Origin of the sequence: Streptosporangium sp. NBC_01755, assembly GCF_035917995.1 — a bacterium.
Classification (GTDB): Bacteria; Actinomycetota; Actinomycetes; order Streptosporangiales; family Streptosporangiaceae; genus Streptosporangium.
On sequence record NZ_CP109131.1, the window covers coordinates 224350 to 248051 of the forward strand.

At 67.2% G+C, this 23702-nt stretch carries 20 protein-coding genes; 16 read left to right on the plus strand and 4 right to left on the minus strand.

What is annotated here, in order from left to right:
• Positions 1–244: 244 nt before the first annotated feature.
• From OG884_RS00845 to sbnB, 3 genes are all read right to left on the minus strand, one after another.
• The gene (locus tag OG884_RS00845; protein WP_326641106.1) at positions 245–4684 is read right to left on the minus strand and encodes an amino acid adenylation domain-containing protein; all 4440 of its coding nucleotides are present in this window, start codon (positions 4682–4684) and stop codon (positions 245–247) included.
• A 158-nt stretch (positions 4685–4842) separates the two neighbouring features.
• Positions 4843–5823 carry a 2,3-diaminopropionate biosynthesis protein SbnA gene (gene sbnA, locus OG884_RS00850; protein WP_326640852.1) on the minus strand — a complete coding sequence of 327 codons (981 nt, stop codon included), beginning with the start codon at positions 5821–5823 and terminating at the stop codon, positions 4843–4845.
• A 22-nt stretch (positions 5824–5845) separates the two neighbouring features.
• Entirely contained in the window at positions 5846–6892 is a 1047-nt protein-coding gene (gene sbnB, locus OG884_RS00855) for a 2,3-diaminopropionate biosynthesis protein SbnB (RefSeq protein WP_326641108.1), read from the minus strand.
• Between the two features lie 420 nt (positions 6893–7312).
• Here sbnB and OG884_RS00860 point away from each other — a divergent pair, with 420 nt between their 5' ends.
• The 7 genes from OG884_RS00860 (at position 7313) to OG884_RS00890 (ending at position 11890) form a co-directional block, all read left to right on the plus strand.
• Positions 7313–7522, plus strand: a complete 210-nt coding sequence (locus OG884_RS00860; protein ID WP_326640854.1) for an MbtH family protein — start codon at positions 7313–7315, stop codon at positions 7520–7522.
• Positions 7523–7563: 41 nt separating this feature from the next.
• Positions 7564–7815 (plus strand): acyl carrier protein, encoded by a 252-nt coding sequence (locus OG884_RS00865; RefSeq protein WP_326640856.1) that lies wholly within the window; start codon positions 7564–7566, stop codon positions 7813–7815.
• Positions 7816–7846: 31 nt separating this feature from the next.
• Positions 7847–9067, plus strand: coding sequence for a beta-ketoacyl-[acyl-carrier-protein] synthase family protein (locus OG884_RS00870; RefSeq protein ID WP_326640858.1), 1221 nt, complete (start codon positions 7847–7849; stop codon positions 9065–9067).
• Positions 9064–10155, plus strand: a complete 1092-nt coding sequence (locus OG884_RS00875; protein ID WP_326640860.1) for a beta-ketoacyl synthase N-terminal-like domain-containing protein — start codon at positions 9064–9066, stop codon at positions 10153–10155. The genes OG884_RS00870 and OG884_RS00875 overlap by 4 nt, the downstream gene beginning before the upstream one ends.
• A 13-nt stretch (positions 10156–10168) precedes the next feature.
• Positions 10169–10555 (plus strand): 3-hydroxyacyl-ACP dehydratase FabZ family protein, encoded by a 387-nt coding sequence (locus OG884_RS00880; RefSeq protein WP_326641110.1) that lies wholly within the window; start codon positions 10169–10171, stop codon positions 10553–10555.
• Positions 10542–11042 (plus strand): 3-hydroxyacyl-ACP dehydratase FabZ family protein, encoded by a 501-nt coding sequence (locus OG884_RS00885; protein WP_326641112.1) that lies wholly within the window; start codon positions 10542–10544, stop codon positions 11040–11042. Before OG884_RS00880 ends, OG884_RS00885 begins: the two co-directional genes overlap by 14 nt.
• A 149-nt stretch (positions 11043–11191) precedes the next feature.
• On the plus strand, positions 11192–11890 hold the full coding sequence (locus tag OG884_RS00890; protein ID WP_326640864.1) for a 2-hydroxychromene-2-carboxylate isomerase: 699 nt from the start codon (positions 11192–11194) through the stop codon (positions 11888–11890).
• A gap of 368 nt (positions 11891–12258) precedes the next feature.
• Here the strand turns inward: OG884_RS00890 and OG884_RS00895 are convergent, their stop codons facing one another.
• Positions 12259–13350: a LacI family DNA-binding transcriptional regulator gene (locus OG884_RS00895; RefSeq protein WP_326641114.1), complete on the minus strand. Its 1092-nt coding sequence runs from the start codon at positions 13348–13350 to the stop codon at positions 12259–12261.
• A gap of 162 nt (positions 13351–13512) precedes the next feature.
• On the opposite strand from OG884_RS00895, the gene OG884_RS00900 reads away from it, so the two are divergent.
• From OG884_RS00900 to OG884_RS00940, 9 genes are all read left to right on the plus strand, one after another.
• Positions 13513–15135, plus strand: a complete 1623-nt coding sequence (locus tag OG884_RS00900) for an ABC transporter substrate-binding protein (RefSeq protein WP_326641116.1) — start codon at positions 13513–13515, stop codon at positions 15133–15135.
• Between the two features lie 8 nt (positions 15136–15143).
• Positions 15144–16094 carry an ABC transporter permease gene (locus OG884_RS00905; protein WP_326641118.1) on the plus strand — a complete coding sequence of 317 codons (951 nt, stop codon included), beginning with the start codon at positions 15144–15146 and terminating at the stop codon, positions 16092–16094.
• Positions 16091–16954, plus strand: a complete 864-nt coding sequence (locus tag OG884_RS00910) for an ABC transporter permease (RefSeq protein WP_326641120.1) — start codon at positions 16091–16093, stop codon at positions 16952–16954. Before OG884_RS00905 ends, OG884_RS00910 begins: the two co-directional genes overlap by 4 nt.
• Positions 16954–17922 carry an ABC transporter ATP-binding protein gene (locus OG884_RS00915; RefSeq protein WP_326641123.1) on the plus strand — a complete coding sequence of 323 codons (969 nt, stop codon included), beginning with the start codon at positions 16954–16956 and terminating at the stop codon, positions 17920–17922. Before OG884_RS00910 ends, OG884_RS00915 begins: the two co-directional genes overlap by 1 nt.
• Positions 17915–18742, plus strand: coding sequence for an ABC transporter ATP-binding protein (locus tag OG884_RS00920; RefSeq protein WP_326641125.1), 828 nt, complete (start codon positions 17915–17917; stop codon positions 18740–18742). Before OG884_RS00915 ends, OG884_RS00920 begins: the two co-directional genes overlap by 8 nt.
• Positions 18739–20154, plus strand: a complete 1416-nt coding sequence (locus OG884_RS00925; protein ID WP_326641127.1) for an amidase — start codon at positions 18739–18741, stop codon at positions 20152–20154. Before OG884_RS00920 ends, OG884_RS00925 begins: the two co-directional genes overlap by 4 nt.
• Before the next feature lie 30 nt (positions 20155–20184).
• Entirely contained in the window at positions 20185–21816 is a 1632-nt protein-coding gene (locus OG884_RS00930; protein WP_326641130.1) for an amidohydrolase, read from the plus strand.
• 85 nt (positions 21817–21901) lie between these two features.
• Complete coding sequence (locus OG884_RS00935) at positions 21902–22867, plus strand: ATP-binding cassette domain-containing protein (protein WP_326641131.1); 966 nt, start codon at positions 21902–21904, stop codon at positions 22865–22867.
• Positions 22864–23697: an ABC transporter permease gene (locus OG884_RS00940; protein WP_326641133.1), complete on the plus strand. Its 834-nt coding sequence runs from the start codon at positions 22864–22866 to the stop codon at positions 23695–23697. Before OG884_RS00935 ends, OG884_RS00940 begins: the two co-directional genes overlap by 4 nt.
• The last annotated feature ends 5 nt before the right edge of the window (positions 23698–23702 follow it).

Consider the following 23702-nt stretch of genomic DNA (forward strand, 5'->3'; position numbering starts at 1 on the left):
AACGGCCCTCAACTGAGACTCGCTCACCATATCCAGCCCTTTCTAAGGCAATCACTAGTAAACACACCGGATTAGTTCACCGGAACCCGGATCATGTTCATATGATGTTCACTATGTTCATTCGACAGGGCGGCATGTGCTTATTACGGCGGGAAATGAGCCACGAAGGCTAGCGGCTTCCTTTAATTCTTGGCACCGGTCAACCTCGGGCCGCCCTTGACGGGCCGGGAAAACCAGTTCTCCGCTACCTCGCCGCCGGAGTGGGCCGGCCGAGCATATCGATCGCGCTCAGCGGGGCGTCCACATCAGACACCATGCCGCTCAACACCCGTTCCAGCCCGGCCGAAATCCGCTGAATCGTCAAGCGGTCGAACAGATCAGTGGCGTACGTGACCAGCACACTGATACCGCCGTCGTCGTGTTCGGTGAAATCAAAATACAAGTCGTCGTCAGCGGTCGGAGCGATGAGCGGTTTGGCGCTCACGTCCAGGCCGGCCAGTTCGATCTGTGCGGCCGCGTTGTTCTGCAGCACCATCACGACCTGGAACAACGGGTGCCGCGACCTGGACCGGGCGGGCTTGAGTACGTCGACCAATCGCTCGAACGGCACATCCTGATGCGCGAACGCCGCCAAATCGGCATCCCGCACCCGGCCCAGCAACTCCCGCACCGTCGGATCACCGGACAGATCCGCACGCAACACCAACGTGTTGACAAAGAACCCGACAAGATCATCGAGAACGTCATCGGTCCGGCCGGCGACCGGGCTGCCCAGCGGGACGTCGGTGCCCGCCCCCAGCTTGCTCAACAACGCAGACAACCCGGCCTGCAACACCATGAACAGGCTCGCGTTGTTCTCCCTGGCCAGCACGCCCAGCCCGGCCTTGAGTTCCGGGGCGAGCACGAACTCAAACACGTCACCCCGGTAGCTGGCGATCGCCGGACGCGGCCGATCGGCCGGCAGCGCGATCTCCTCCGGCAACCCCTTCAGCGCCTTGGTCCAGAACCCCAGCTGCTCCGAAATCAGGCTCTGCTCGTCATCCTCACTCCCCAGCAGCTCCCGCTGCCACAACGCGTAATCCACATACTGCACCGGCAACGGCTTCCACCCCGGCACCAGCCCCGAACAGCGTGCTTCATACGCCGCGGCGAAATCACGCGCCAACGGCATCATCGACCAGCCGTCACCGGCGATGTGATGCAACACCAACAGCAACACAGACTCGGTCGGTCCCAGGACGAACAGCTGACACCGGATCGGCAACTCAACAGTGAGATCAAAACCTGTCGAACACACGGCCTGGATCGCGCCCGGCAACTCAGCCTCAGTCACCGCTCTGACCACCAGCTCAGGCCCCTGATCCCTGATCTCTTGCACTAGCCGGCCGTCGACCTCCGGATACACCGTCCGCAGCACCTCATGCCGCCCCACCACATCCGCCAAGGCCTGCCCCAACGCATCCCGGTCCAGCTCACCGGTCAACCGCAAAACCAACGGCATGGTGTAGGCCGCAGACTCCCCGTCGAGCAGGTTGAGGAACCACAGCCGCTGCTGGCCGAACGACAACGGCAACTCGCCCGGCCGCGGTCCGGCCACCAGCACCGGCCGGCTCCGACCCTCATCACCCATCCGTCCGACCAGACCCGCCACCGTCGGCGCGTCGAACACATCCCGCACCGACAGCTCAACACCCAACGCGCCACGGACCCGGCTGATCAACCTCACCGCGAGCAGTGAATGCCCACCCAGATCGAAGAAGCTGTCGTCAATACCCACCGAGTCCACATCGAGGACCTCGGCGAACAAGGCACACAACACTTCCTCACGCGGATCACGCGGCCCACGCCCCTCAGCGGTGGCCGTGAAGTCCGGCTCCCGCAACGCTTTACGGTCCAGCTTGCCATTCGAGGTCAGCGGTAGTGCGTCAAGGATCATGACCACCGCGGGGACCATGTAGTCCGGCAACAGGGCGGCGACATGCGCCTGGACCGCGCCAGGCTCGACCTGGCCCACCACATAGGCGACCAGGCGCTGCCGGTTGGCAGTGACGACCGCGTTCCGCACCCCGTCGGCCGACCGGATCGCGGTCTCGATCTCACCGAGCTCGATCCGGTGCCCGCGGATCTTCACCTGGAAGTCGCGGCGCTCCAGGAACTCCAACCGCCCATCCGGCCGATACACCACCCGGTCACCGGTCCGATACAACCGGCCCCCACCGAACGGGCTGGCCACGAACACCGCCGCAGTCCGGGCCGGGTCATTCAAATACCCACGACCGACACCCACACCGCCCACATACAACTCACCCGGCACCCCCACCGGAACCGGCTGCAAATCATCACCCAACACATAAACCCGGGTATTACGGATAGGCCGACCAATCGGCACCCGCAACCCCGTAGCGTCATCGGGGTTGCGGATCACCGCACCCGTCACACCATCAGAACACTCCGTCGGGGCATACACATTCACCACCGGAATCCGAGGGAATCGTTGCAGCCAACGCCGACACAACTCCGCCGGCAATGCCTCACCAGCCGACTCCAACCACCGCAATCTCAACCCCGGCACCGCGGCACCGGCATCCCACGCATCCAGAGCAGCGCGCAGCACAGACGGCACCACCTCCAGCACCGTCACACCCGGAATACCAAACAACCGTTCCGGGTTCATCGCAGTCTCCCGCGACACCACCCGCACCCGCGCACCCACGATCAGACCGGCCAGCATCTGCCACACCGAGATGTCGAACGTCACCGGCGCGTTCTGCACCACCACATCCGACGCCCCCAACCCCAAATCCTCCACCTTGGCCAACAAATGGTTGACCATCCCACGCCGAGACACCATCACACCCTTGGGCCGACCCGTCGACCCCGACGTGAACATCACATACGCCAGGTCGTCCTCAACCCCCCGCACCGGGCCCAGATCACCGTCCACCGCATCGTCGAACACCAGCACCCGCACGCCACCGGCCCCGACGGCCTCACGGGCCAAGTCCAGATACTCCGGCGCGACGATCAACACCTCAACACCGCTGTCGGCGACCAGACCCGCTATGCGGGCCACCGGCGCGCCCGGATCAAAGGGAACATACGCCCCCCCGGCGCCGAGCACGCCCAGCACCGCCGACACATACCGGACACCCGGATCGCCCAGCAACCCCACCAACACACCCGCCGGCAACCTCTTGGCCACCGCGTTCGCCCGAGCGACCAACTCCCGATACGACACCGAACCCGCATCGTCCAAGACCGCGACACAGTCCGGAACCGCAACAGCCCACTCACGAACCCGCTCCACCACACCCGCGAAACCACCCTCGACCGCCGACGAATTCCACTCCACCAACAACCGGCGACGCTCCTGCGGCCCGAGCACATCGATCGCACTCAACGGCTGGTCCGCGGGCGCAGCGGTAAAGGTGTCCAGGAATGCAGTGAAACGCGCGAGATGCGCCTCCACATCCGCCACGTCATACAGGTCGGTGTTCGCGTCCATCTCTACGCGCAGGCCGCCGTCCTCACTGTCACGCACCATGATCGTGAGATCGTCGCTGGGCGGGGTTGTCAGGTTCAACGCCTTCACCGTCGCGGTGCCGAAGCTCATCTGGCCGAAGATATTCGCCACGTTAAGCTCAGGGCCGATCCGGTGGCGGCCCAGTCCCATCATCTGCCGGATCTCCCGGGTGCGGAAACGCTGATGACGCACAACGAGACCCACCTCCCGCGACGCGTGCGCCAGCACATCACCCCGGCCCATCCCCGGCCGAACAGCCAACACCAACGGCACCAAATTCGCACGCATGCCAGGCGTCGCCTTGGTGACAGCCGACGTACGCGCGGTCACCGGCAACGACAACACCACATCACGAACCCCGGTAACCCGCTGCACATAACACGCCGTCGCCGCGATCAGATACGTCGGCCACGCGACACGATGCCCCCACGCCACCGCCCGCATCCGCTCCGCAACCCCCACCCCCAAAGTCACACCACGACGCACGAAGGTGCGCACCGCGGTGATCGGCCGGCTCGACATGCTCGTCAACTCCACCGGCCCCGCGAACCTCCCCGCCCAAAACCCGCGATCCTTCTCGAACCGCGCCGATTCCCGGTAGGCCAGCTCCTCCTCGATCAAACCCGCCAACGGCGGAAACACACCATCCCCGTACGACCGGCCCTCCTGAACCGCGGTATAAATCCCCGCCACACGAGCGACAAACAAAGCCTCACTAAAACCATCCCACAACAAATGATGAGCACGCTGATACAACACCGCACGATCCGGGCCAACCCTCAACAACGCGAACCGGAACAACACCGGCGCATCCAACGCCACCACAGTCCCGGCATCAGCCCGCATCCACCCCAGCGCCGCCCCATCAGGATCAACCTCGCCCGTTAAATCAACGACCGAGAACTCCCAATCCTCACAAGGAACCACCGTCTGCCGCACTTCATCACCAACAATGCCGAACCGGACCCGCAGGCACTCCGCCTCCCCCACGGCCACCCGCACAGCCCGCTCCAACAGCGCTACATCAAGATCACCCTCAATAACGTAATACTCCGCGATATTCCAGATCGGATTATCAGGATCAAGCTGCTGGGCAAACCAAACCTCCAGCTGAGCAGCCGACAACGGCAAACTACAACCTGACCCCTGCAGCTCATTCATCTTCCACAAACTCCTCGACACGCGTACTGAGGCGATCATAAATATTGAGATTTTCCGGAGGTCCAGGTGGTCCGCCTGCCACTCCAGCAGGGCCGACGCGCCTTCCGATCTTCTCAAAAGTCCCAGAACTTATGATCGGCTCAGTAGAAACCCTGGACTCACCCAACCGGCTCGCGCCGGTCCCCCGCGAGCACGTCATCGCCGTAAACGTCACGCACCCAGCTCTCCTGGTAAACCGTGTCCAGATAGCGCTCACCAAGGTCAGGTGAAACCGCCACCGAGGACAGGTGATGACCAGGATCGTGCACCTGGAGCCACTGCAACGCACCGCTGCACACGGTCCCGGTCGACCCCCCGAACAAAAACCCCTTCTTCGCGAGCCGATGGCACATCCGGACCGTGTCCGGCTCGGACACATACACCACATCGCACAGATAGGACTCGTCGACCTGGACCTGCCGCTCGCTGGTACCAAGACCAGGGATCATACGCCGACCGGGCGGCCCGCCGAACGTCACCGAACCGACACTGTCCACAGCAACCACCCGCACCTGCGGCGCGAACTCACCAAACCAGCGCGCACAGCCCATCAACGTCCCGGTCGTACCCGCACCGACAAACAGCACGTCCAACTCCGGGAACCGGCGACTGATCGCAGGCGCCGTCCGCCGATAATGCGCTTGCCAGTTATTGGGGTTGCGGTACTGGTCAAGCCAGAGGTAACGATCATCAGACGCACATAACGTACGGATATAGGACAACCGTGCGCCAAGAAAGCCCCCGTCGTCGTCCGGCTCGGTAATCGTATGCACCTGACTGCCCAAAGACTCCATCAGCCGCTTGGTGGTCAGGTTGCACCGAGGATCGGTGACACACACGAACGTGTAACCCCTGCTCGCCGCGATCATGCTCAGCGCCACACCCATGTTGCCCGACGACGACTCGATGAGCACCGAGCTGTGATCGAGCAAACCACTGTGCTCGGCGGCCGAGATCATTTCCGAAGCGGCCTTGAGCTTCCCGGAGCCCGCGAAGTTGAACCCCTCGCACTTCAGATGAAGTGCCCGGCCGAGCAGCCCCTCCAACGCAACGTAAAGATCTTCGACGTGAAAGTCCTGTGGAGCGGAAATGATTGGCACGCCATGGTCCTCTTCTACAGCCTCAGCCCTTGCCGTAACGCGTCAACTCATGGAAGAACCCATCGACCGTCACAAGTCCGCCGTGTTGGGCGATCTCATCGTGGACATACTTGCCGACGGCAAGGTCAAGCACTCCGAGCCCGAACGGCGAGAACACGACAGGCCGGTCGGTGCGCACGTTCTTGATACCCGCCATCACCTCGTACAGGGTGGCGTCGATGAACTCACGCTTACCGGTCCGCTGCTCGGCCAGGTGCGGCGAGGTGTTGGCCTTCAGACAGTGCTCCACGTCGTCAACCACGTTGGCACTGCCCAAGATGATCTCCGGCGCAAGATCGCGCAGCGACACGTGCAGGACCAACGGATTATGCGAGAACCAACCCAGGTCCGTGACATGCGGGCTGCCGGCAACGGTTGCGAACACCAGCAGATCGCTCGACCGGATGAGGTCTTCGGCCGCCTCGTGGACCTTGACGCACGCACTGGCGTCCCTCGTCTCCACGTAGTCCTTGAAACCGCTCATGTGCGCCGGCGACAGGTCGTGCACACCGATCTCGTCGAACTGCCAGCCGGTACCCACCAGGTAGGTATGGATGTACCGGGCGATCAGACCGACACCGAAGAAGCCGACCCGCAACGGCCTGCCGCCCTCGCGGTCCCGAGACAGCCAGTCCGCGGCCAGCGCGGCCGAGGCCGCGGTGCGCGACGCGGAGATGATCGAGCTTTCCAGACAGGCGAACGGGTAGCCGGTGTCGCGATCGTTCAGGATCAACACGGCTGACGCTCTGGGCAACCCCGCGGCCACGTTCTCCGGGAAGCTGGAGATCCATTTGAGGCCGTCCACCTTGTTGCTCCCGCCGAGCGAGGCCGGCAGCGCGATGATGCGCGAGGTAGGCCGGTCGGGGAACGTCAAGAAATAGGAGGGAGGGTTTACCGTGTCACGTTGACCGTGCACTCTGTATGCGGCTTCCACCAGATCGACAACCTGTTTCTCCCTTCCATCCAGCGCATGACTTACCTGAGTGCCGGATATAACGGAGAAAGCCGGCGCCGCCGCCTTACCGGACATAGACGACCCTCAATCACAGAAAGTGGCCCTCAACGGAGGCTTGACTCACCGAAGCGTACGATATCCGGTCGCTTCTAAGGGAATCACTAGTGATTTCCTTGATTGGTCCTCGATATAGTCACTTTCGTCGTGAGCCTAGGGAGTCGTTCATGTCCGGCACGGCGGTACCAGCCCCACGGAAGGCTGGACGCGCGGCGGCTACCCGAGCCGGCGTCGGCGGCAACTGTAACTATCGCAGACGCAGTGGACGTCAGTGAGCGGGTGTTCACAGCGAGCCAATCAACTAACCGGCCGACGCGGGCGCGTGACGTCGCGCGGGCCGTGCTGTGGCCGGCTTCTGATGAGTCAAGGGACGTCACCGATTCGGTGGTCGCCGTCACCCGCGACTTTGCCGTCCACTGAGAGATAGGGAGCACTTGGATGACCAATCCTTTTGATGACGAGGCCGGCACGTACCTGGTGTTGGTCAACGCCGAGGGCCAGCACAGTTTGTGGCCGGAGTTCGCAGCCGTGCCCGACGGCTGGCGTCAGGTGTTCGGGCCGGGCAGCCGGGAGCAGGCGCTGAGGTTCGTCACCGAGAACTGGACCGACATGCGGCCCCTGTCACTGATAGCCCTGCACAACACCTGAACGAACCGCGTTTCCTTCCGGCAGAGATCAAGGAGCACAAGATGACCGCCATAACCAACGAGCGTGCCGCCAGGATCAGGGAGATCGTCTGCGAGGTCCTGGAGCTTGAAGAGGACGAGGTTACCGAATCCAGTCTGTTCATCGAGGACCACGAGGCCGACTCACTGCGGGCGATCGAGATCCTCGCCGCGCTGGAGAAGGAGTTCCGGATCGTCATCGAGCAGTCCGAACTGCCCAGAATGATCAACATCAACGGCGTCTACGAGGTAACCGCCGAAGCTGCCGGCTGGTAGGCCCGAAACCGCGAAAGCAGGAGGAAGCCCCGTGAACAGGGTGGTGCTTACCGGGTTTGGGGTGGTATCCAGCATCGGCTTGGGGAGCGCGGAGTTCGCGAAGGGACTACGGGCCGGCCGTAGCGGCGCCAGGCCGATCTCCGTGTTCGACACCTCGGGCTTCGAGCACGCCAACGGTTGCCAGGTCATGGGATTCGACCCGACCGTCTGGCTGCGCAACATCGATCCGGCCACGTTGGGCAGGGCAAGTCAGTTCTCCGCCGCCGCGGCGAGGATGGCGGTCACCGACGCGGGACTGGACGAGAAAGAACTGGCCGGCAAGCGTGGACTGGTCACCGTCGGCACCACCAACGGAGAGCCGTTCGACCTCGACGTGTTGATGGAGCCACGGATCGCTGAGGGGGTGAGGGCAACGGCCCCGGCGACGAGCCGCTGGGTCCCCCCTCTAATGTTGTCCATCTCCATCGCTCGCGAGCTGCGTATGAGCAACGTCAGCGCATACACCATCGGCACGGCCTGCGCTGCGGGCAACTACGCCATCGGCGACGGCTTCGATGCCGTGCGCTCGGGTGACGTCGAGTTCGCCTTGTGCGGTGGCGCGGACGCCATGTGCCGCAAGACCTTTGCCTCGTTCTACCGGCTGGGCGCCATCGCACCGCAGGTCTGCCAACCCTTTGACGCTGATCGTAGAGGCATCCTGACCGGTGAGGGCGCGGGCGTGCTGGTGATGGAGAGCCTGGACTCCGCGCTGGCACGTGGTGCCCGCATCTACGCCGAGGTGCTTGGCTACGGCCTGAACTGCGACGCATACCATCAGGTGGCGCCGAACCAATCCAGCATCGAGCGCTGCATGAGGCTGGCGCTGGACGACGCAGGAGTCAAGCCCCACGAGGTGGACCTGGTCTCCGCGCACGGCACCGGCACGCAGGCCAACGACATCACCGAATCTCGGGCCGTCCGCCAGGTCTACGGCGACAAGCCGCCGCGCACCGTCTCGATCAAGTCCATGCTGGGCCACACCATGGGCGCCGCGAGCGCGCTGGGCTCCATCGCGTGCGCGCTGGCCATCACGCATGGATTCATCCCGCCGACCATCAACCATCGAGTCACCGACCCCGGGTGCGAGATCGACTGCGTGCCCAACACGTCGGTCGCCGCCGACTTGCGCGTGGTGCAAAACAACGGGCTGGCGTTCGGCGGCAACAACGCCAGCGTGATCCTCGGCAAATACGTCAAAGAGGATGGCCGGTGAACGCCCCACCTCTGCTCTCCGCCCGGCCTGTGATCACGGCATGGTCCGCGGTGTCGCCGTTCGGCCTCGGCCGGCAGTCCTTCGTGGACGGTGTTTCCACGGCCAAGCCCACCGTGGCTCCGCTCGACCGCGAGCTGTGGCCGGGACCTGCGACCACCGCCTGCCTGGTCCCGGACTTCTCCGCGAAGGACGTCTTGGGGCGCAAGGGAACCCGTTCGATGGATCGGGTGACGGGCCTGGCGGTGAGCACGGTCAGGTTGGTGTTGAGCGACGCCGAGGGCAATCAGGTCGTAGAGACGGGCACCGACACAGCACTGGTGCTGGGCACCACAATGGGCAGCGCGCAGTCTGCGATGGATTTCGCCCGGGAGTCCTCCGCCGCCGAACTGCCCTACCAAGTGGACCCGGGCCGGATGCTGAACACGGTGATGAACAGCGCCGCGGGCCAATGCGCTATCTGGCACCAATTACGCGGACCCAACGCCACGCTCGCCGGCGGTGACACCGCGGGTCTGCTCGCGATGGACTACGCCCGCCGACTGCTCGACAACAACCGGGCACGCAAGGTCCTTGTCGGCGCGGCGGAGGAGTACTCCAGCGTACGGGCCTGGCTGCACCACCATTACGGTGGAACCTCCACCCTCGGCGAGGGCTGCGCGTTCTTCCTCGTAGAGCCGCTGGCCGGCATCGGCGAGGGCCGTGAGCCGCTGGCCGAGGTGCTGGCCATCGGGTCGCGGGTCTACCTGGACCAAGACCCGCGGGCCACACTCGAGTCGCTTGTCCGCGGCGCACTGTCCAGCGTGCCGGCCGCGCCGGGTGACGTTTGGGCTGCATCGGGCTCGATGACGGGCATCGAGGGCGACCACGAGCAGGCGGTCCTGCGGCGAATGTTCGGTGATGACGCCGTGCAGCGGCTGCCGGCGACAGACCTGCTGGGCGACACCGGCGCAGCGTCGTCGGCGTTTCGCATCGCGACGGTGCTCAGTGTGGCCAGGCGTTCGCCGGAGGCCGCCGGAAAACTCGCGGTCGTCACAGCCGTCGACAACCACGGCGTTGTGGCCTGCGCCCTGCTCCGATTGGCGAGATGACATGACGCCGCCGGTGAATCGTAGTGCGATCAGCCCGGTTACCGGACAGATACACCTGTTGTCCGGCAACGAGGTGGCGATCACGATCAGCCCGGACGAGCCGGTGTTCGCCGGTCACTACCCCGGATTCCCGATCTTCCCCGGCATGTGCGTGGTGGAGGTGGTGCATCGCGGAGCGCTTCTCACGGCGCCGGCGGAGGCGGGCGAGCTGACAATGGCGGCGCTGGAGTCGGCCCGCTTTATGACGCCGGTATTCCCGGGCGACGAGTTGACCGTGGTCATCGAGTGGAGGCAGGGCCGGGAGCACTGGCACTGTTCGGCCAAGGCCAGGGTGGCCGACCGGAACGTGGCATCTGTCAAATTGCGGTACCGGAGCGGGATGACCAATGGCCGACCTTAGTAAAATTCTGCCACACCGCTACCCGATGCTGTTGGTGGACGAGGTGCTCGATATCTCTCCCGGTGAGCGGATCACCGCGCTGAAGTCGGTCAGCCGCAACGAGCCATGGTATCGCGATCATGTGGACGGGCCCTACCCAGAGGTGCTGCTCGTCGAGTCCTGGGCGCAGGCCGCGGGCCTAATCCTCGGCGTCGAGCAGCCCGACCCGGACGGCCGGCACGTCCGGGTCGGGCTGCTCGACCCGGACGTGCCGGCCGGACAGGTGATGCTCCTCGGATCGCTGGCCGGGATCGAGTTCCACCGTCGTGTACTGCCCGGTGACGTGCTGGAGCACCGGGTGCGGGTGTCCCGGGCCATCGGCGAGACCGTGATCTTTGAAGGTGAATGCGTCGTGCGCGGCGAGCTCGTGTTCACCGTGTCCAAAATGGTGGTGGCCTACCGCCCCGCCGAACAACTGCGTGCAGCGACAGGCGGACATGACCATTGAGTCCAGGGTCGCCATTGTCAGCGGCGGCTCTCGGGGTATCGGCCGTGCGGGAGTGGGGCGCCCGCGTAGAAGCCGGCCTCGGTCCAATCTTCTTGCCGCAGGAGACGTTGTGCAGTCAATGAACGCGATAGAAACGGACTGATGATTCGATGGCCAAACCCAAGCGGCTGAAGTGGTACTTCTCACTGCGTAGCCCGTATTCCTGGATCGCCTATCGTGACCTGCTCGCGCACCACCCGGACGTTCTGGCCGCCGTAGAGTGGCTACCGATGTGGGAACCCGGTGAGGAGTGCTCGCGTCTGGTGGCCGAGCAGGGGATCGAACTGCCCTACACGGTCATGTCCAAGGCAAAACACCTCTACATCCTCCAGGACGTACGTCGGCTGGCCCGGGCCAGAGGGCTGACCATGACCTGGCCTGTCGACAAGGACCCGGAATGGGACGTGGCACACCTCGGCTACCTGGCGGCGCTGGACGAGGGCAAGGGCGAGGAGTTCGTCGCGGCGACCTACCGCGCCCGCTGGGAGAACGGCCTCAACATCTCCGATCCTGACGTTGTCGCCGCTGTCGCCAAGGAGATCGGCCTCGACCCGGTCCGCATCGCGGGTGCCCATGAGGATCCATTGATGCAGGCGCGGAGCGTTGCCTACCTGAAGAATATCGAGAAGGACGGCGTGTTCGGAGTGCCCATGTTCATGAACGGGCGCGACAAGTTCTGGGGCGCCGACCGGGTACTGGACTTCGTGGCATCGGTCCGTGGCACATGGGCGCCGCAGCCCGAGCCGATCGAGACGGTGGTGCCGCCGGCCGCAGCCGGAGACGCCGGCCACGCGGGCGGTTGCGGCTGACCGACGATCGCCGCGCCCGATCTCGGCGCGAAGGCTGTTAACGGCGCCTCTGCCGCTCCACCGGCCAACGTGCCGATGGCGGTCCTGCGGTTCCCGTCGGAGTTTTCTTCGTCATGCTGCGGCGTTCTCGGTGTTCGAGTCGGCCGATGTCGCCGTGTACATTCTGCGGTGAGGTCTGTGTCTGCCGAAAACATCATCCATGCAGTTCAAGCGGCATGTTGATACTCGTGTAGGACTCCGCCGAGCCTGTCTCTTCGGCGTATGTTCAGATCGATGATTCGCTCTGGATCGGTGATCGGAATCGGGACTGAACGACCCAGGCCGCAGCTCGTAATCCGTGGGTCGCCGGGACCGATTCCGCCTGAACGTCACCCGGGGGTGATCGGGGACACCACCGGCCGTCGTGTCCGCCGCGTGGGCCGCCGGCCGGGAAAGGCCGAAGACGCGCGAATCTGGAAGTCGGCGGAGAAGAGGCGGCCCTGGTCGCCCTCCCGGCCTTCGATGCGGTCGACGAGCAGTTCCACCGCCGCCCGGGCGGTCTCACCGGGCAGGAAGCCGAGCGTGCTTATCGGCGGATCGGTGTAGACGGCCGCCAGATCCTCCGTGGCGCAGACGAGCAGCAGATCATCGGGGACGGAGCGGCCGAGCCTGCGAATCGTGTCCAGCAGGAGCGGCGGGCTGAGCTCGACCAGGGTGAAGAGCGCGTCGGGCGGGACGCGGGCCGCGAGCAGTTCCCGCACGGCGTCGAGCGTCTGCTGGACACCGGGGCCGGGAAGGCAGACGATCCGGGGTTCGCGCCCCTGCTCGGCGCACCAGTCCTGGTAGGCGCCGACCGACTGCTGGTGGAAGCAGGCCGTGGTCGCGGCCGCGACGACCGCGATCCGTTCGGCGCCGGCCTCCTTCAGGTGATCGAGGACCTGACGCACGGCACTGTCGTAGTCGAAGTCGACCCACCGGCCGGTCTCCCATTCCCCGCTCGCGACCTCCGCCAGGGCCCGGCGGTCGGTGACCACGGGGACACCTGCCGCGAGGAAGTCTCCGACCATCGGGTCTCTCTCGACCGGGTCGACGACGAACACGCCGTCCAGCGGCATGTCCAGCCAGCAGTCGTCCGGCCCGGAGGTGGGCAGCAGGACGACGCCGTATCCGTGGGCAAGGGCCGCCCGGGTCGCCTCAGTGACAAGCAGCCCGAAGTAGGCCAGTTCCGCATAGACCCACGGCGCCTCAACATACTCCCGTGCCGCGAGGCCGAGCAGCCGGGTGTGCCCACTGCGCAGCAGCCGTGCCGTGGCGTTCGGGCGGTAGCCGAGGCTTCGCGCCACTTTCTGGACATGCTCGCGGGTGGCCGAGGGAAGGCGCCCGGCTCCGTTCAGTGCGTCCGACACGGTCGTCTTGGACACCCCCGCGGCACGGGCCACGTCCACGAGGCGAACCCGGGACCTGCGATCCGACATGCTCATGAGCAGGATCCTGTCATCTGGCCGGGTGGTTCGTCACCCAGTCTCCCAGCGTTGCAGAATCGTTCCTTCACTCCCTTGTGCAGGAACGTTCCTTCACGAATACTCACTGCCACCTCAGCCGCACACCGGATCGTTGCGGCCCGTTCAGAAAGAGGTGGTCTGATGCGCACCTCCCGTTTCGCCGCCGCAACGGCGTTGCTCGCCCTCGCGGTCGCCGCCTGCGGCGGCGCTTCGCAAACCGGCAAGGGCGGCGGCGACTCCGCCGCTTTCGAGATCACGAAGGACACTCCCCCGGCCAAGGGCCCCGTGGACTCGGTGACCTGGTCGCTCTACGCCGAACCGCAGTCACTCGACTACGTGTACGCCTTCGACTACCACCCCAACACCGTGCTCGCCAACGTGTGCGAGCAGCTCATGCGGATCACTCCTGACCTGAAGCTGGAGCCCGGCCTGGCCGGCGCCGCGTCTTCTCCCGACCCCAAGCGCTGGGTCTACACGATCCGCTCCGGCGTGAAATTCCACGACGGCTCCACACTCACCGCCGATGACGTCGTCGCGAGCATGCGCCGCCACCTGGATCCCAAGGTCGGCTCGTACTGGGTCTCGACCTACGAGAACGTCGACAAGATCGAGAAGACCGGCCCGATGGAGGTCACGGTCCATCTGAAGGAGCCCGACCAGGTCTTCAACGAGGAGATGGGCACTTCCGCCGGAACCATCGCGAGCGCCGCCTCCCTGGCAAAGGAGGGCTACGGCACCCCGGATGTCGGAGTCAACTGCACCGGGCCGTTCATGCTCGACTCATGGCAGAAGGGCCAGTCGATCAACCTCAAGAAGTTCGACGGCTACTGGGACGCATCGCTCGCACCCAAGGTGAACACGATCAAGAACGTGTTCATCCCGGACCCCGCCGCCCGCGTCAACGCACTGCTCTCCGGCGAGGTCGACGGCGGTTACCTGCTGCCGTCCACCGGATATCCCAAGCTTCGCACCGCCACCAACGGCACGCTCTACTTCGGCCCCAACACGACGGCCGTGAGCATGATCCCCACCAACCTCAAGGGCACGCTCGGCGACGTCAAGGTCCGCAAGGCGCTGTCCATGGCGATCGACCGTGACGGCATCATCAAGGCCGCCGCGGGCGGAGTCGCCACACCGGCGAAGGCGCCCGGCGCCATCGGCGCCTGGGGAATCGCCCCGGAGGCGGCCAAGGACTACTACGCCAAGCTTCCGGCCCTCACCCGGGACATCGCCGGGGGGAAGAAGCTGATCGAGGAGGCGGGCGCCACCGGCAAGAAGATCGTGATCGCGACCAGCACCCTCTCCCCGGAGATCGGCGTCATCGCCAACGCGGTGCAGTCGGCAGGCCAGGCCATCGGCCTGCAGGTCGAGCTGAAGGCGGTCGCCCCGGAGGCCTACACGGCGCTGTTCTCCGACCCGAAGGCCCGCGAGGGGATCGATCTGGTCATGACGATCTGGTACGACTCCACTCCCGACCCGCTGGAGTTCTACGGGATCCTGAAGACGGGCAACTTCGCCAACTACGGCGGCTATTCCAACCCCGAGTACGACGCCATCGTCGAGGAGGCGGCCGCCCAGCCCGACCCGGCCGCGCGCGCGGCGACGATCGCCAAGCTGCAGGAGATCGCCGTCCGCGATGTGGTCTGGATCCCGCTGTACGAGGTGCCGCACAACATGTTCCTCAACAAGCGGCTCACCGGCGCGCCGACCAGCATCTCGCAGCTTGTCTACCCGTGGGCGGCTCGTCTGGGCTCAGCCGGTTGAGTTCGACCATGGCAGGCTTTCTCCTCCGCCGGGCCGCCGGGATCATCGTGACACTGCTCGTCACGTCGTTCCTGGTCTTCGGTTCGGTCCATCTCGCCCCCGGTGACCCGGCGTCCTTCCTCCTGGGAGGCCGCTCGGCGTCACCGGCGGCGGTCGCGGCCATCAAAGAGCAGTACCACCTGAACGACCCGTTCCTGGTCCAGTACACCAAGTGGATCGGCGGCATCGTCACCGGAGACTTCGGCAAGTCCGTGCAGTTCCGGCAGGACGTGGGCGGCCTGATCGGCGCCCGGCTGCCGACGACGCTGTGGCTCATCGGCTACGCCGGCCTGCTCATCCTGATCGGAGGGGTGGCGATCGGGGCACTGGCCGCGCTGCGGCGGGGCACGGTCGACCGGGTGGTCCTCATCGGCACAGGCGTCGCCACGGCCACCCCGTCATTCGTCGCCGCGATCGGGCTGATCTCGCTGTTCTCCGTCCAGCTGGGCTGGTTCCCCGCCTTCGGCAACGGCAGCGGTTTCGGCGACCGGATCAACCATCTGACGCTCCCGGCGGCGGCGCTCGCCCTGACCTTCATCGGCCTGCTGGCCCGGGTGACCCGAACGTCCATGTTGGCAGAGCTGGGACGCGAGCACGTCGAGGTGGCCCGCTCCCGCGGGGTGCCCGGCTCGGACGTGGTACGGCGGCATGTGCTGCGCAACGCCCTCGTCCCGATCACCACCGTGACCGGGACGATCGTGGCCGGCCTGCTGGTCGCCACCTCGATCGTGGAGACCGCCTTCGGCCTGTCCGGGGTCGGCCAGTTACTGGTCGGCTCCGTCACCGTCAAGGACTTCCCGGTCGTGCAGGCCATCAGCCTGATGGTGGTGCTGGCCTTCGTCTGCGCCAACCTCATCGTCGACCTGATCCATCCGCTCATCGACCCCCGCCTGTCCCACGCGAAGGGAGGCACAAGATGACCCCCCTGCCCATCCACCGGCGCAGCCTCCTCGCGCCGCTGGCCCGCATCGTGGGAGGCGACAAGCTCGTCACGGCCGCCCTCGCCGTGCTGACCGTGCTGCTCGTCACGGCGGTCTTCGCCCCGCTGATCGCCCCGTACGACCCCGACGCCGTCGATCTGTCCGCGACCCTGAGCGGCTCCACCTCCGACCACCTGCTGGGCGCGGACCAGTCCGGCCGCGACGTGCTGTCCCGGCTGATCTTCGGTGCCCGGACGGGGCTGCTCGGCCCGCTGATGGTCGTGGTCGTATCGACGGTGCTCGGCGCGCTGATCGGGGTGACCGCCGCCTGGTACGGCGGGATCGTCGACTCCGTGCTGTCGCGCGCCATGGAGCTCGTCTTCTCCTTCCCCGCCCTGCTGCTGGCCATCATCCTGGTGGCGGTCTTCGGGGCCGGGCTGACCGCACCGGTGATCGCGATGAGCGTCGCCTACGCCCCGTACGTCGGCCGGCTCGCCCGCAGCGTGGCCCTGCAGGAGAAGTCCCGCCCCTACATCCAGGCGTACCGGGTGCAGGGCTGGTCCGGCTGGGTGATCTGCGTGAAGCATCTGCTTCCCAACATCGCTCCGCTGATCCTGGCCCAGTCCGCGATCAACTTCGGATACGCGCTCATGGATCTCGCGGCGCTCTCCTTTCTCGGCTTCGGTGTCCAGCCGCCCACCGCCGACTGGGGCGCGATGATCAACGAGGGTGCCCCGGCCCTGCTCCAGGGCGCGATGCTTCCCGCCCTCGCCCCAGGCGCCGCCATCGTGATCACGGTGGTCGCATTCAGCATCGTCGGCGAGTCCATCGCCGACCGCGTCGCCAGGCGGGAGCGGTGATGACCAGTCGGCTATTGGAGATCGAGAACCTGAACGTGCGGCTCGCGGCCGGCAAGGCCGCGCGTCCCATCCTTGACGGCGTGTCGCTGCACGTCGAACGCGGCGAGACCGTCGGGCTGGTCGGCGAGTCGGGGTCGGGCAAGTCCGTCACCTGCCGTTCGGTGCTGGGCCTGCTTCCCGAGGAGACCGAAGCCGCCGGCAGCGTGCGGGTGGACGGAGAAGACGTCCTGACGATGTCCTCCACCCGGCTCCGCGACCTGCGCCGCCGCGACGTCTCCATGATCTTTCAGGATCCTCGGGCCTCCATCAACCCGCTGCGCAGGATCGGCGACTACGTCACCGAGGGGATGCGGGCCGGCGGGGTGTCACGGAAGGACGCTCTCAAGCGGGCCACGGAGTTGCTGGAGTCGGTCGGCATCCGTGAGCCGCGCGCGGCTCTGCGCAGGTACCCGCATGAATTCTCCGGGGGCATGCTGCAGCGCGTGATGATCGCCGGCGCGCTCGCCGGAGAGCCGCGGCTGCTGCTGGCCGACGAGCCCACCACCGCGCTGGACGTCACCACCCAGGCCGAGGTCATCTCGATCCTGACCGGTCTGCAGGCCGAGCGTGCCATGGGGATGCTCTTCGTCACCCACGACCTGGAACTGGCCGCGGCGATCTGTGACCGCATCTGCGTGATGTACGCGGGCCGGATCGTGGAGGTCCAGTCCACAGCGGGGCTGTTCGACCGGCCCCGCCACCCGTACACGATGGGGCTCCTGGCCGCGACCCCGCGGTTGGACGTGGACCGGCCACCGCGCGGCGTACCGGGGCGGCCGGTGTCGCTCGCCGAGGCTCCGAGCGGGTGCGCGTTCGCGGCCCGATGCGCTCATGCGCGCCCCCGATGCGCCGAGCAAGCGCCGGTCCAGCGGGAAATCGACGGTGTCCAGGTGGCCTGCCTGCGCGCGGAGGAACTGATCCATGGCTGAGTACGCGCTGGAGGTCGAGGACCTGCGCAAGTCGTTCGGCGACCATGTGGCCGTCAACGACGTCTCCTTCTCGATGCGGCCCGGCGGCTCCCTGGCCATCGTGGGCGAGTCGGGATCGGGGAAGACGACCACCGCGCGGATGCTCGTCGGCCTGGAGCGGCCGGACTCCGGCCGGATCCGCGTCGGCGGGCGGGACCGCTCCGATGTGGCCCGCGGCAAGGCGACCCGGCTTTCCCGTGCCCGAGAGATCCAGATGGTCTTCCAGGACCCCTATCTTTCGCTCGACCCCCGCGTCAGCGTCGCGCAGTGCGTCGAGGAGCCGCTGCGCCTGCACTTCGCGATGAGCCGACGGGAAAGGCAAGCCCGCCGCGACGAGTTGCTGGCGCGGGTGGGCCTCGGCGAGCGGGAGGCGGACGCGCTCCCCAAACGGTTGTCCGGCGGCCAGCGCCAGCGGGTCGCCATCGCCCGCGCGCTGGCGACCGAGCCGAAGGTGCTGATCCTGGACGAGGCGACCGCCGCCCTCGACGTGTCCATCCAGGCCCAGATCCTCGACCTGCTCGCGGAGATCCGCCGTGACACCGGCGTCGGATATCTGTTCGTCACCCACAACCTGGCACTCGTCCGGCACGTCGCCGACGACATCCTCGTGCTCTACCAGGGGCGCGTGGTCGAGTCAGGTCCCAGCCCGCGGGTGCTGGCCGACCCCGAGCACCCCTACACCCGCCTGCTGCTGCACTCGGTGCCACGCCCCGGCTGGGACCCCTCCCAGATCGCGGCAGACCGACGTGCCCTCGCAACCGATTCGAAGGAGCTCTCATGACAGACCTCACCTACCTTTCCGCGACCGAGGCCCTGCGGTTGTTCACGTCCCGAGAGCTGTCCCCCGTCGAGCTGATGACCGCCGTCGTCGAGCGCGCCGAGGCCGTCGAGCCACAGGTCAACGCGCTGAGCGAGCGCACCTTCGACGAGGCCCTCCTCCAGGCCAAGCAGGCCGAACGCGCCTACCGCGACGGCTCCCCGCGACCGCTGGAGGGCATTCCCATCGCCACGAAGGACGAGCAGCCGATCACCGGACGGCTCGCCACGGACGGCTCCCTCGCCTACACCGACCATGTGGCCGAGGTGACCCACCCGGTCATCGAGCGGGTGCTGGCCGCCGGCGGCATCGTGCACGCCCGCACCACGACGCCCGAGTTCTGCTGCGCGGGCTTCACGCACTCGAAGCTGTGGGGGATCACCCGCAACCCGTGGAACCTGGACTACTCGCCCGGCGGCTCCTCCGGCGGCTCCGGGGCGGCGCTCGCCTCCGGTACGGCAACGCTCGCGACCGGCTCCGACATCGGCGGGTCGATCCGGATGCCCGCCGCCAACACCGGCACCGTCGGCTACAAGCCGCCCTACGGCCGGGTGCCCGCGATGCCGCCGTTCAACCTCGACCACTACTGCCACGACGGGCCTATGGCCCGCACCGTCGCCGACTGCGCGCTGCTGCAGAACGTCATCGTCGGCCCGCACCCGCACGACGTGGTCTCGCTCCGCCCGGCCGTTCAGATCCCGGACCGGCTCGGGGACGTGACCGGCCTGCGCGTCGCGTACGCGCCCAACCTGGGCGACTGGGAGATCGAGCCGGAGATCGCGGCCAACACCCGGGCGGTCGCGGACGCTCTGCGGGAGGCCGGGGCGATCGTGGAGGAGGTCGAGGTCGGCCTGCGCCGCGCCGACGTCACCGAAGCCGTCTTCATCCACTTCGGCGCCATCTTCGGCCCCATGGTCACCCGCGTCGCTGCCGAGCACGGCGACAAGCTCACCCCCTACGCCCTCGCCTTCGCCGCGGACGCCGAGCGGGCGATGGGACGGAGCGGCGCCTTCCTGGCCGGTCTGGAGCTGGAGGCGGCGATCTACGCGCCGATCGGCGAGCTGCTCGACCGCTACGACGCGCTGATCTGCCCGACCACCGGCGCTCCCGGCCTGCGCGCCGGCGAGGAGTACGTCGACACCAAGCTCACCGTCAACGGCGTGGAGCTCGACCAGTATCTGGAGTACTCGCTGACGCCGGTCTTCAACATCGCCAGCCGCTGCCCGGTGCTCAACGTCCCGTCCGGGCGGGCGTCCAACGGCGTACCGACCGGGGTGCAGATCGTCGGACGCAGCTACGACGACGCGACGGTCTTCCACATCGGCGCCGCCGTCGAGCGGGTCCGCCCGTGGGCCTTCCGCCCCGATTCGCTCTGATCCCCTGATCTCATCTCGAGGAGAACTCGCATGACCACCCCCGCCGACCTCGTCTTCCAAGGCGGTCCGGTGCACACGCTCGCCCCCGGCCGTACCGCCGCCACGGCGGTCGCCGTCCGCGACGGCCGGATCGTCGCAGTCGGGGAGGACACCGACGTGAAGCCGCTGATCGGCGCGACCACCGAGATCGTCGACCTGGCCGGTCGAGCCCTGCTCCCCGGGTTCCAGGACGCCCACGTGCATCCGGTCCTCGCCGGCCTCACCATGATCCGGTGCGACCTGCACGACGCCGGCGACGCCGACGAGGCCGTTGCCGCCGTCCGCGCCTATGCCAGGGCGAACCCCGAGGCCGGCTGGATCAGCGGAGGCGGCTGGTCCATGGAATGGTTCCCCCGGGGAACGCCCAGCCGTCGCCTACTGGACGCGGCGGTCCCCGACCGGCCCGTCCACCTGATCAACAGTGACGGCCACGGAGCCTGGGTCAACACCAGGGCTCTCGAGCTGTGCGGAATCGACGCGGGCACCCCGGACCCGGTCGACGGGCGCATTGAGCGGGAGGCCGACGGCTACCCACAGGGAACGCTCCACGAAGGCGCGTCGGACCTGGTCGGCCGGCACATCCCCGAGCCGGCCGCGGACACGATGCTGCGCGCCCTGTGGGCCGGCCAGCAGCGGCTGCACTCGGCCGGGGTGACCGCCTGGCAGGACGCGATGGTCAACCCCGAGGTGCAGCGGGCCTACCTGACCGCCGCCGAGTCCGGACTGCTCACCGGCCGCGTGGTCGGCGCGCTGTGGTGGGACCGCGAAAGGGGTGAGGAGCAGATCCCCGAACTGCTCGCGCGCAGAGGCGACGCGGGCCGGTTCCGGGCCACCAGCGTCAAGATCATGCAGGACGGTGTGGCGGAGAACTACACCGCCGCGATGACCTCCTCGTACCTGGACGGCTGCGGCTGCGGGACCGGCAACCAGGGGATCAGCTTCGTCGATCCGGAGAGGCTGCGCGCGTACGTCACCCTCCTGGACGCCGAGGGCTTCCAGGTTCACGTGCACGCCGTCGGGGACCGGGCGGCCCGCGAAGCCCTCGACGCGTTCGAGGCCGCTCGGGCCGCCAACGGAACGAACGACAATCGCCACCACATCGCCCATCTCCAGGTCGTGCACCCGGACGACGTGCCGCGGTTCGCCGACCTCGGGATCACCGCCAACATGCAGCCGCTGTGGGCGGCGCACGAGCCGCAGATGGACGAACTGACCATTCCGTTCCTCGGCCCGGAACGGGCAGGTTGGCAGTACCCGTTCGGAGATCTGGTTCGCGTCGGCGCGCCGCTCGCGGCGGGCAGCGACTGGCCGGTCAGCAGCCCCGACCCGTTCCTGGGCATCCATGTCGCGGTCAACCGGACGATCCCCGGCGAGAGTGCCGAGGTGTTCCTGCCGGAACAGCGTCTGAGCCTGACGGCCGCGCTGGCCGCCTACACGATCGGCACGGCACGAGTGAACCACCTGGACACCCGGACCGGCACGATCGAGAAGGGCAAGCTCGCCGACCTGGTGATCACCGACCGCGACCCCTACTCGATCCCGGCCGGCGAGATCGGCGAGACCACGGTGCTGGCCACCTACGTCGAAGGCGATCGAGTCCACGCCGATCCGGCCTTCTGCTGAACACCGCGGCGAGCGGCGCGATCGGTCTATCGCGGCACAGGGTGTCCATCCACAAAATCTACCTACCGATAGGTAGGTTTTGTGGATGGACAGAACCACTCCACCGGCCATTCGGGTGGCCGGACTCGGCCGGGACTTCGGAGACCGCTCCGCGGTGCACCAGCTCGATCTTCAAGTGAACACCGGAGAGGTCTACGGACTGCTCGGCCCCAACGGCTCCGGCAAGAGCACCACCGTCCGCATGCTCACCACGATGCTCCGCCCTTCCCGGGGCACCGCCCACGTCGCGGGTGCCGACATCACCCGCGAGCCCGAGACCGTGCGCCGCCGCATCGGAATCGTCCTGCAGGAAACAGCCCTCGACCCTCTCATGTCCGCCCGCGAACTGCTGCACCTGCAGGGCCGGCTGCAGTCGTTCACCGCCCGGCAGGCCCGTGACCGCGGTGCTGAACTCCTCGCGTCCTTCTCCTTGGAGGAATTCGCCGACACTCCCGTCAGCCGGCTCAGCGGAGGCCAGCGCCGCCGCGTCGACCTCGCCGTCGCCCTGGTCCAGCGCCCCCTGGTCCTCTTCCTGGACGAACCCACCACCGGCCTCGACCCGATCAGCCGACGCCGCCTGTGGGAGGAAATCCGCACCCTGTCCGCCGGCCACCGCATGACCGTCCTGCTGACCACCCAGTATCTGGAGGAGGCCGACCAGCTCTGCGACCGCGTGGGCATCCTGCGCGAAGGCCGCCTCGTCACCTCCGCCGCCCCCCACGCCCTCAAGGCGGAGGCGGGCGACCGCGTCCTGACCCTGCGCTTCCGTGACGCCGACACCACAGGCCACGCCCTGCGGCTGCTCACCGACCGGGGCGAGCAGGCCGCCCTGACCGGACCCGATGCCCGCGCCTTGAGCACCCGGCTCGCACACCCCGGCGCCGACGGGAAGATACTGCTCGCCCTCGCCTCCGCCGGACTGCACGCCGACTCCCTAAGCGTCGACGAGCCCAGCCTGGAGGACGTCTTCCTCCGCCTCGCCACCGCGCCGAAAGGCGAATCCGCCGCATGAGCACCGCCCCGGCCACCATCACCGCCCTCGATGCCGACCGCATGCCCCTGTCCGCGGCGCCGACATCGTTCGCCGCGTTCCGGGCCCTGACCGCCCGCTCGCTCAGGGCCTGCGCCCGTACCCCCTCCTTGCTTTACTCACCGCTGTTCATGAGTGCGTTCTTCCTGATCGTCTACGAGGCGCAGCTCTCCACGGTCGCCTCCGCGACCACGCCCGGCGGACGCTACATCGACATGGTGTTACCGCTGTGCCTGCTCACCACGGTCTTCACCGGCGGCGCCACCGCCGGCCAGCTCCTCGTACGCGACATCGGCTCCGGCTATCACGCCAGGCTATGGCTCACCCCGGTGGGCCGCTGGACGCTCACCGCCGCCCCCGTCCTAGCCGGGATCCTCATCCTCACCGCGCAGGCCGGCGCGCTCACCGCACTCGGCCTGCTGCTCGGTCTGAGCCCCGTCTCCGGCCTCCCCGCCCTGCTCGCCCTGGTCGGCGCGACCGTACTCCTCGGTATCGGATTCCAGCTGCTGACGGCCGCGGTCGCCCTCCACACCGGCAACGGCTCGGCGATCGGATCCGTCACCCTGGTCTTCTTCCCTCTCTCGTTCTTCACCGCCACCTTCGTACCGCGTGACCAACTCGACGGCTGGATGGCCTACGCGGCCGACATCAACCCCCTCACCCCGCCCCTGGAAGCGATGCGCGGCCTGCTCACCTCACCCTGGAGCGAGCAGAACCTTCTCCCCGGCGCCCTCGTCACCGCCGGCACTCTCGCCGCGGGCGCTGTCGCGGCCCGCCTCGCCCTTACCCTCCGTACCCGAACAGGAGTCTGAACCGC

Excerpts from the sequence above, each read along its gene's own strand:
- OG884_RS00845 (WP_326641106.1), bottom strand. The coding sequence starts at position 4,684 with ATGAATGAGCTGCAGGGGTCAGGTTGTAGTTTGCCGTTGTCGGCTGCT.
- sbnB (WP_326641108.1), bottom strand. The coding sequence starts at position 6,892 with ATGTCCGGTAAGGCGGCGGCGCCGGCTTTCTCCGTTATATCCGGCACT.
- OG884_RS00860 (WP_326640854.1), top strand. The coding sequence starts at position 7,313 with ATGACCAATCCTTTTGATGACGAGGCCGGCACGTACCTGGTGTTGGTC.
- OG884_RS00865 (WP_326640856.1), top strand. The coding sequence starts at position 7,564 with ATGACCGCCATAACCAACGAGCGTGCCGCCAGGATCAGGGAGATCGTC.
- OG884_RS00885 (WP_326641112.1), top strand. The coding sequence starts at position 10,542 with ATGGCCGACCTTAGTAAAATTCTGCCACACCGCTACCCGATGCTGTTG.
- OG884_RS00890 (WP_326640864.1), top strand. The coding sequence starts at position 11,192 with ATGGCCAAACCCAAGCGGCTGAAGTGGTACTTCTCACTGCGTAGCCCG.
- OG884_RS00895 (WP_326641114.1), bottom strand. The coding sequence starts at position 13,350 with ATGAGCATGTCGGATCGCAGGTCCCGGGTTCGCCTCGTGGACGTGGCC.
- OG884_RS00900 (WP_326641116.1), top strand. The coding sequence starts at position 13,513 with ATGCGCACCTCCCGTTTCGCCGCCGCAACGGCGTTGCTCGCCCTCGCG.
- OG884_RS00905 (WP_326641118.1), top strand. The coding sequence starts at position 15,144 with ATGGCAGGCTTTCTCCTCCGCCGGGCCGCCGGGATCATCGTGACACTG.
- OG884_RS00910 (WP_326641120.1), top strand. The coding sequence starts at position 16,091 with ATGACCCCCCTGCCCATCCACCGGCGCAGCCTCCTCGCGCCGCTGGCC.
- OG884_RS00915 (WP_326641123.1), top strand. The coding sequence starts at position 16,954 with ATGACCAGTCGGCTATTGGAGATCGAGAACCTGAACGTGCGGCTCGCG.
- OG884_RS00920 (WP_326641125.1), top strand. The coding sequence starts at position 17,915 with ATGGCTGAGTACGCGCTGGAGGTCGAGGACCTGCGCAAGTCGTTCGGC.
- OG884_RS00925 (WP_326641127.1), top strand. The coding sequence starts at position 18,739 with ATGACAGACCTCACCTACCTTTCCGCGACCGAGGCCCTGCGGTTGTTC.
- OG884_RS00930 (WP_326641130.1), top strand. The coding sequence starts at position 20,185 with ATGACCACCCCCGCCGACCTCGTCTTCCAAGGCGGTCCGGTGCACACG.
- OG884_RS00935 (WP_326641131.1), top strand. The coding sequence starts at position 21,902 with ATGGACAGAACCACTCCACCGGCCATTCGGGTGGCCGGACTCGGCCGG.
- OG884_RS00940 (WP_326641133.1), top strand. The coding sequence starts at position 22,864 with ATGAGCACCGCCCCGGCCACCATCACCGCCCTCGATGCCGACCGCATG.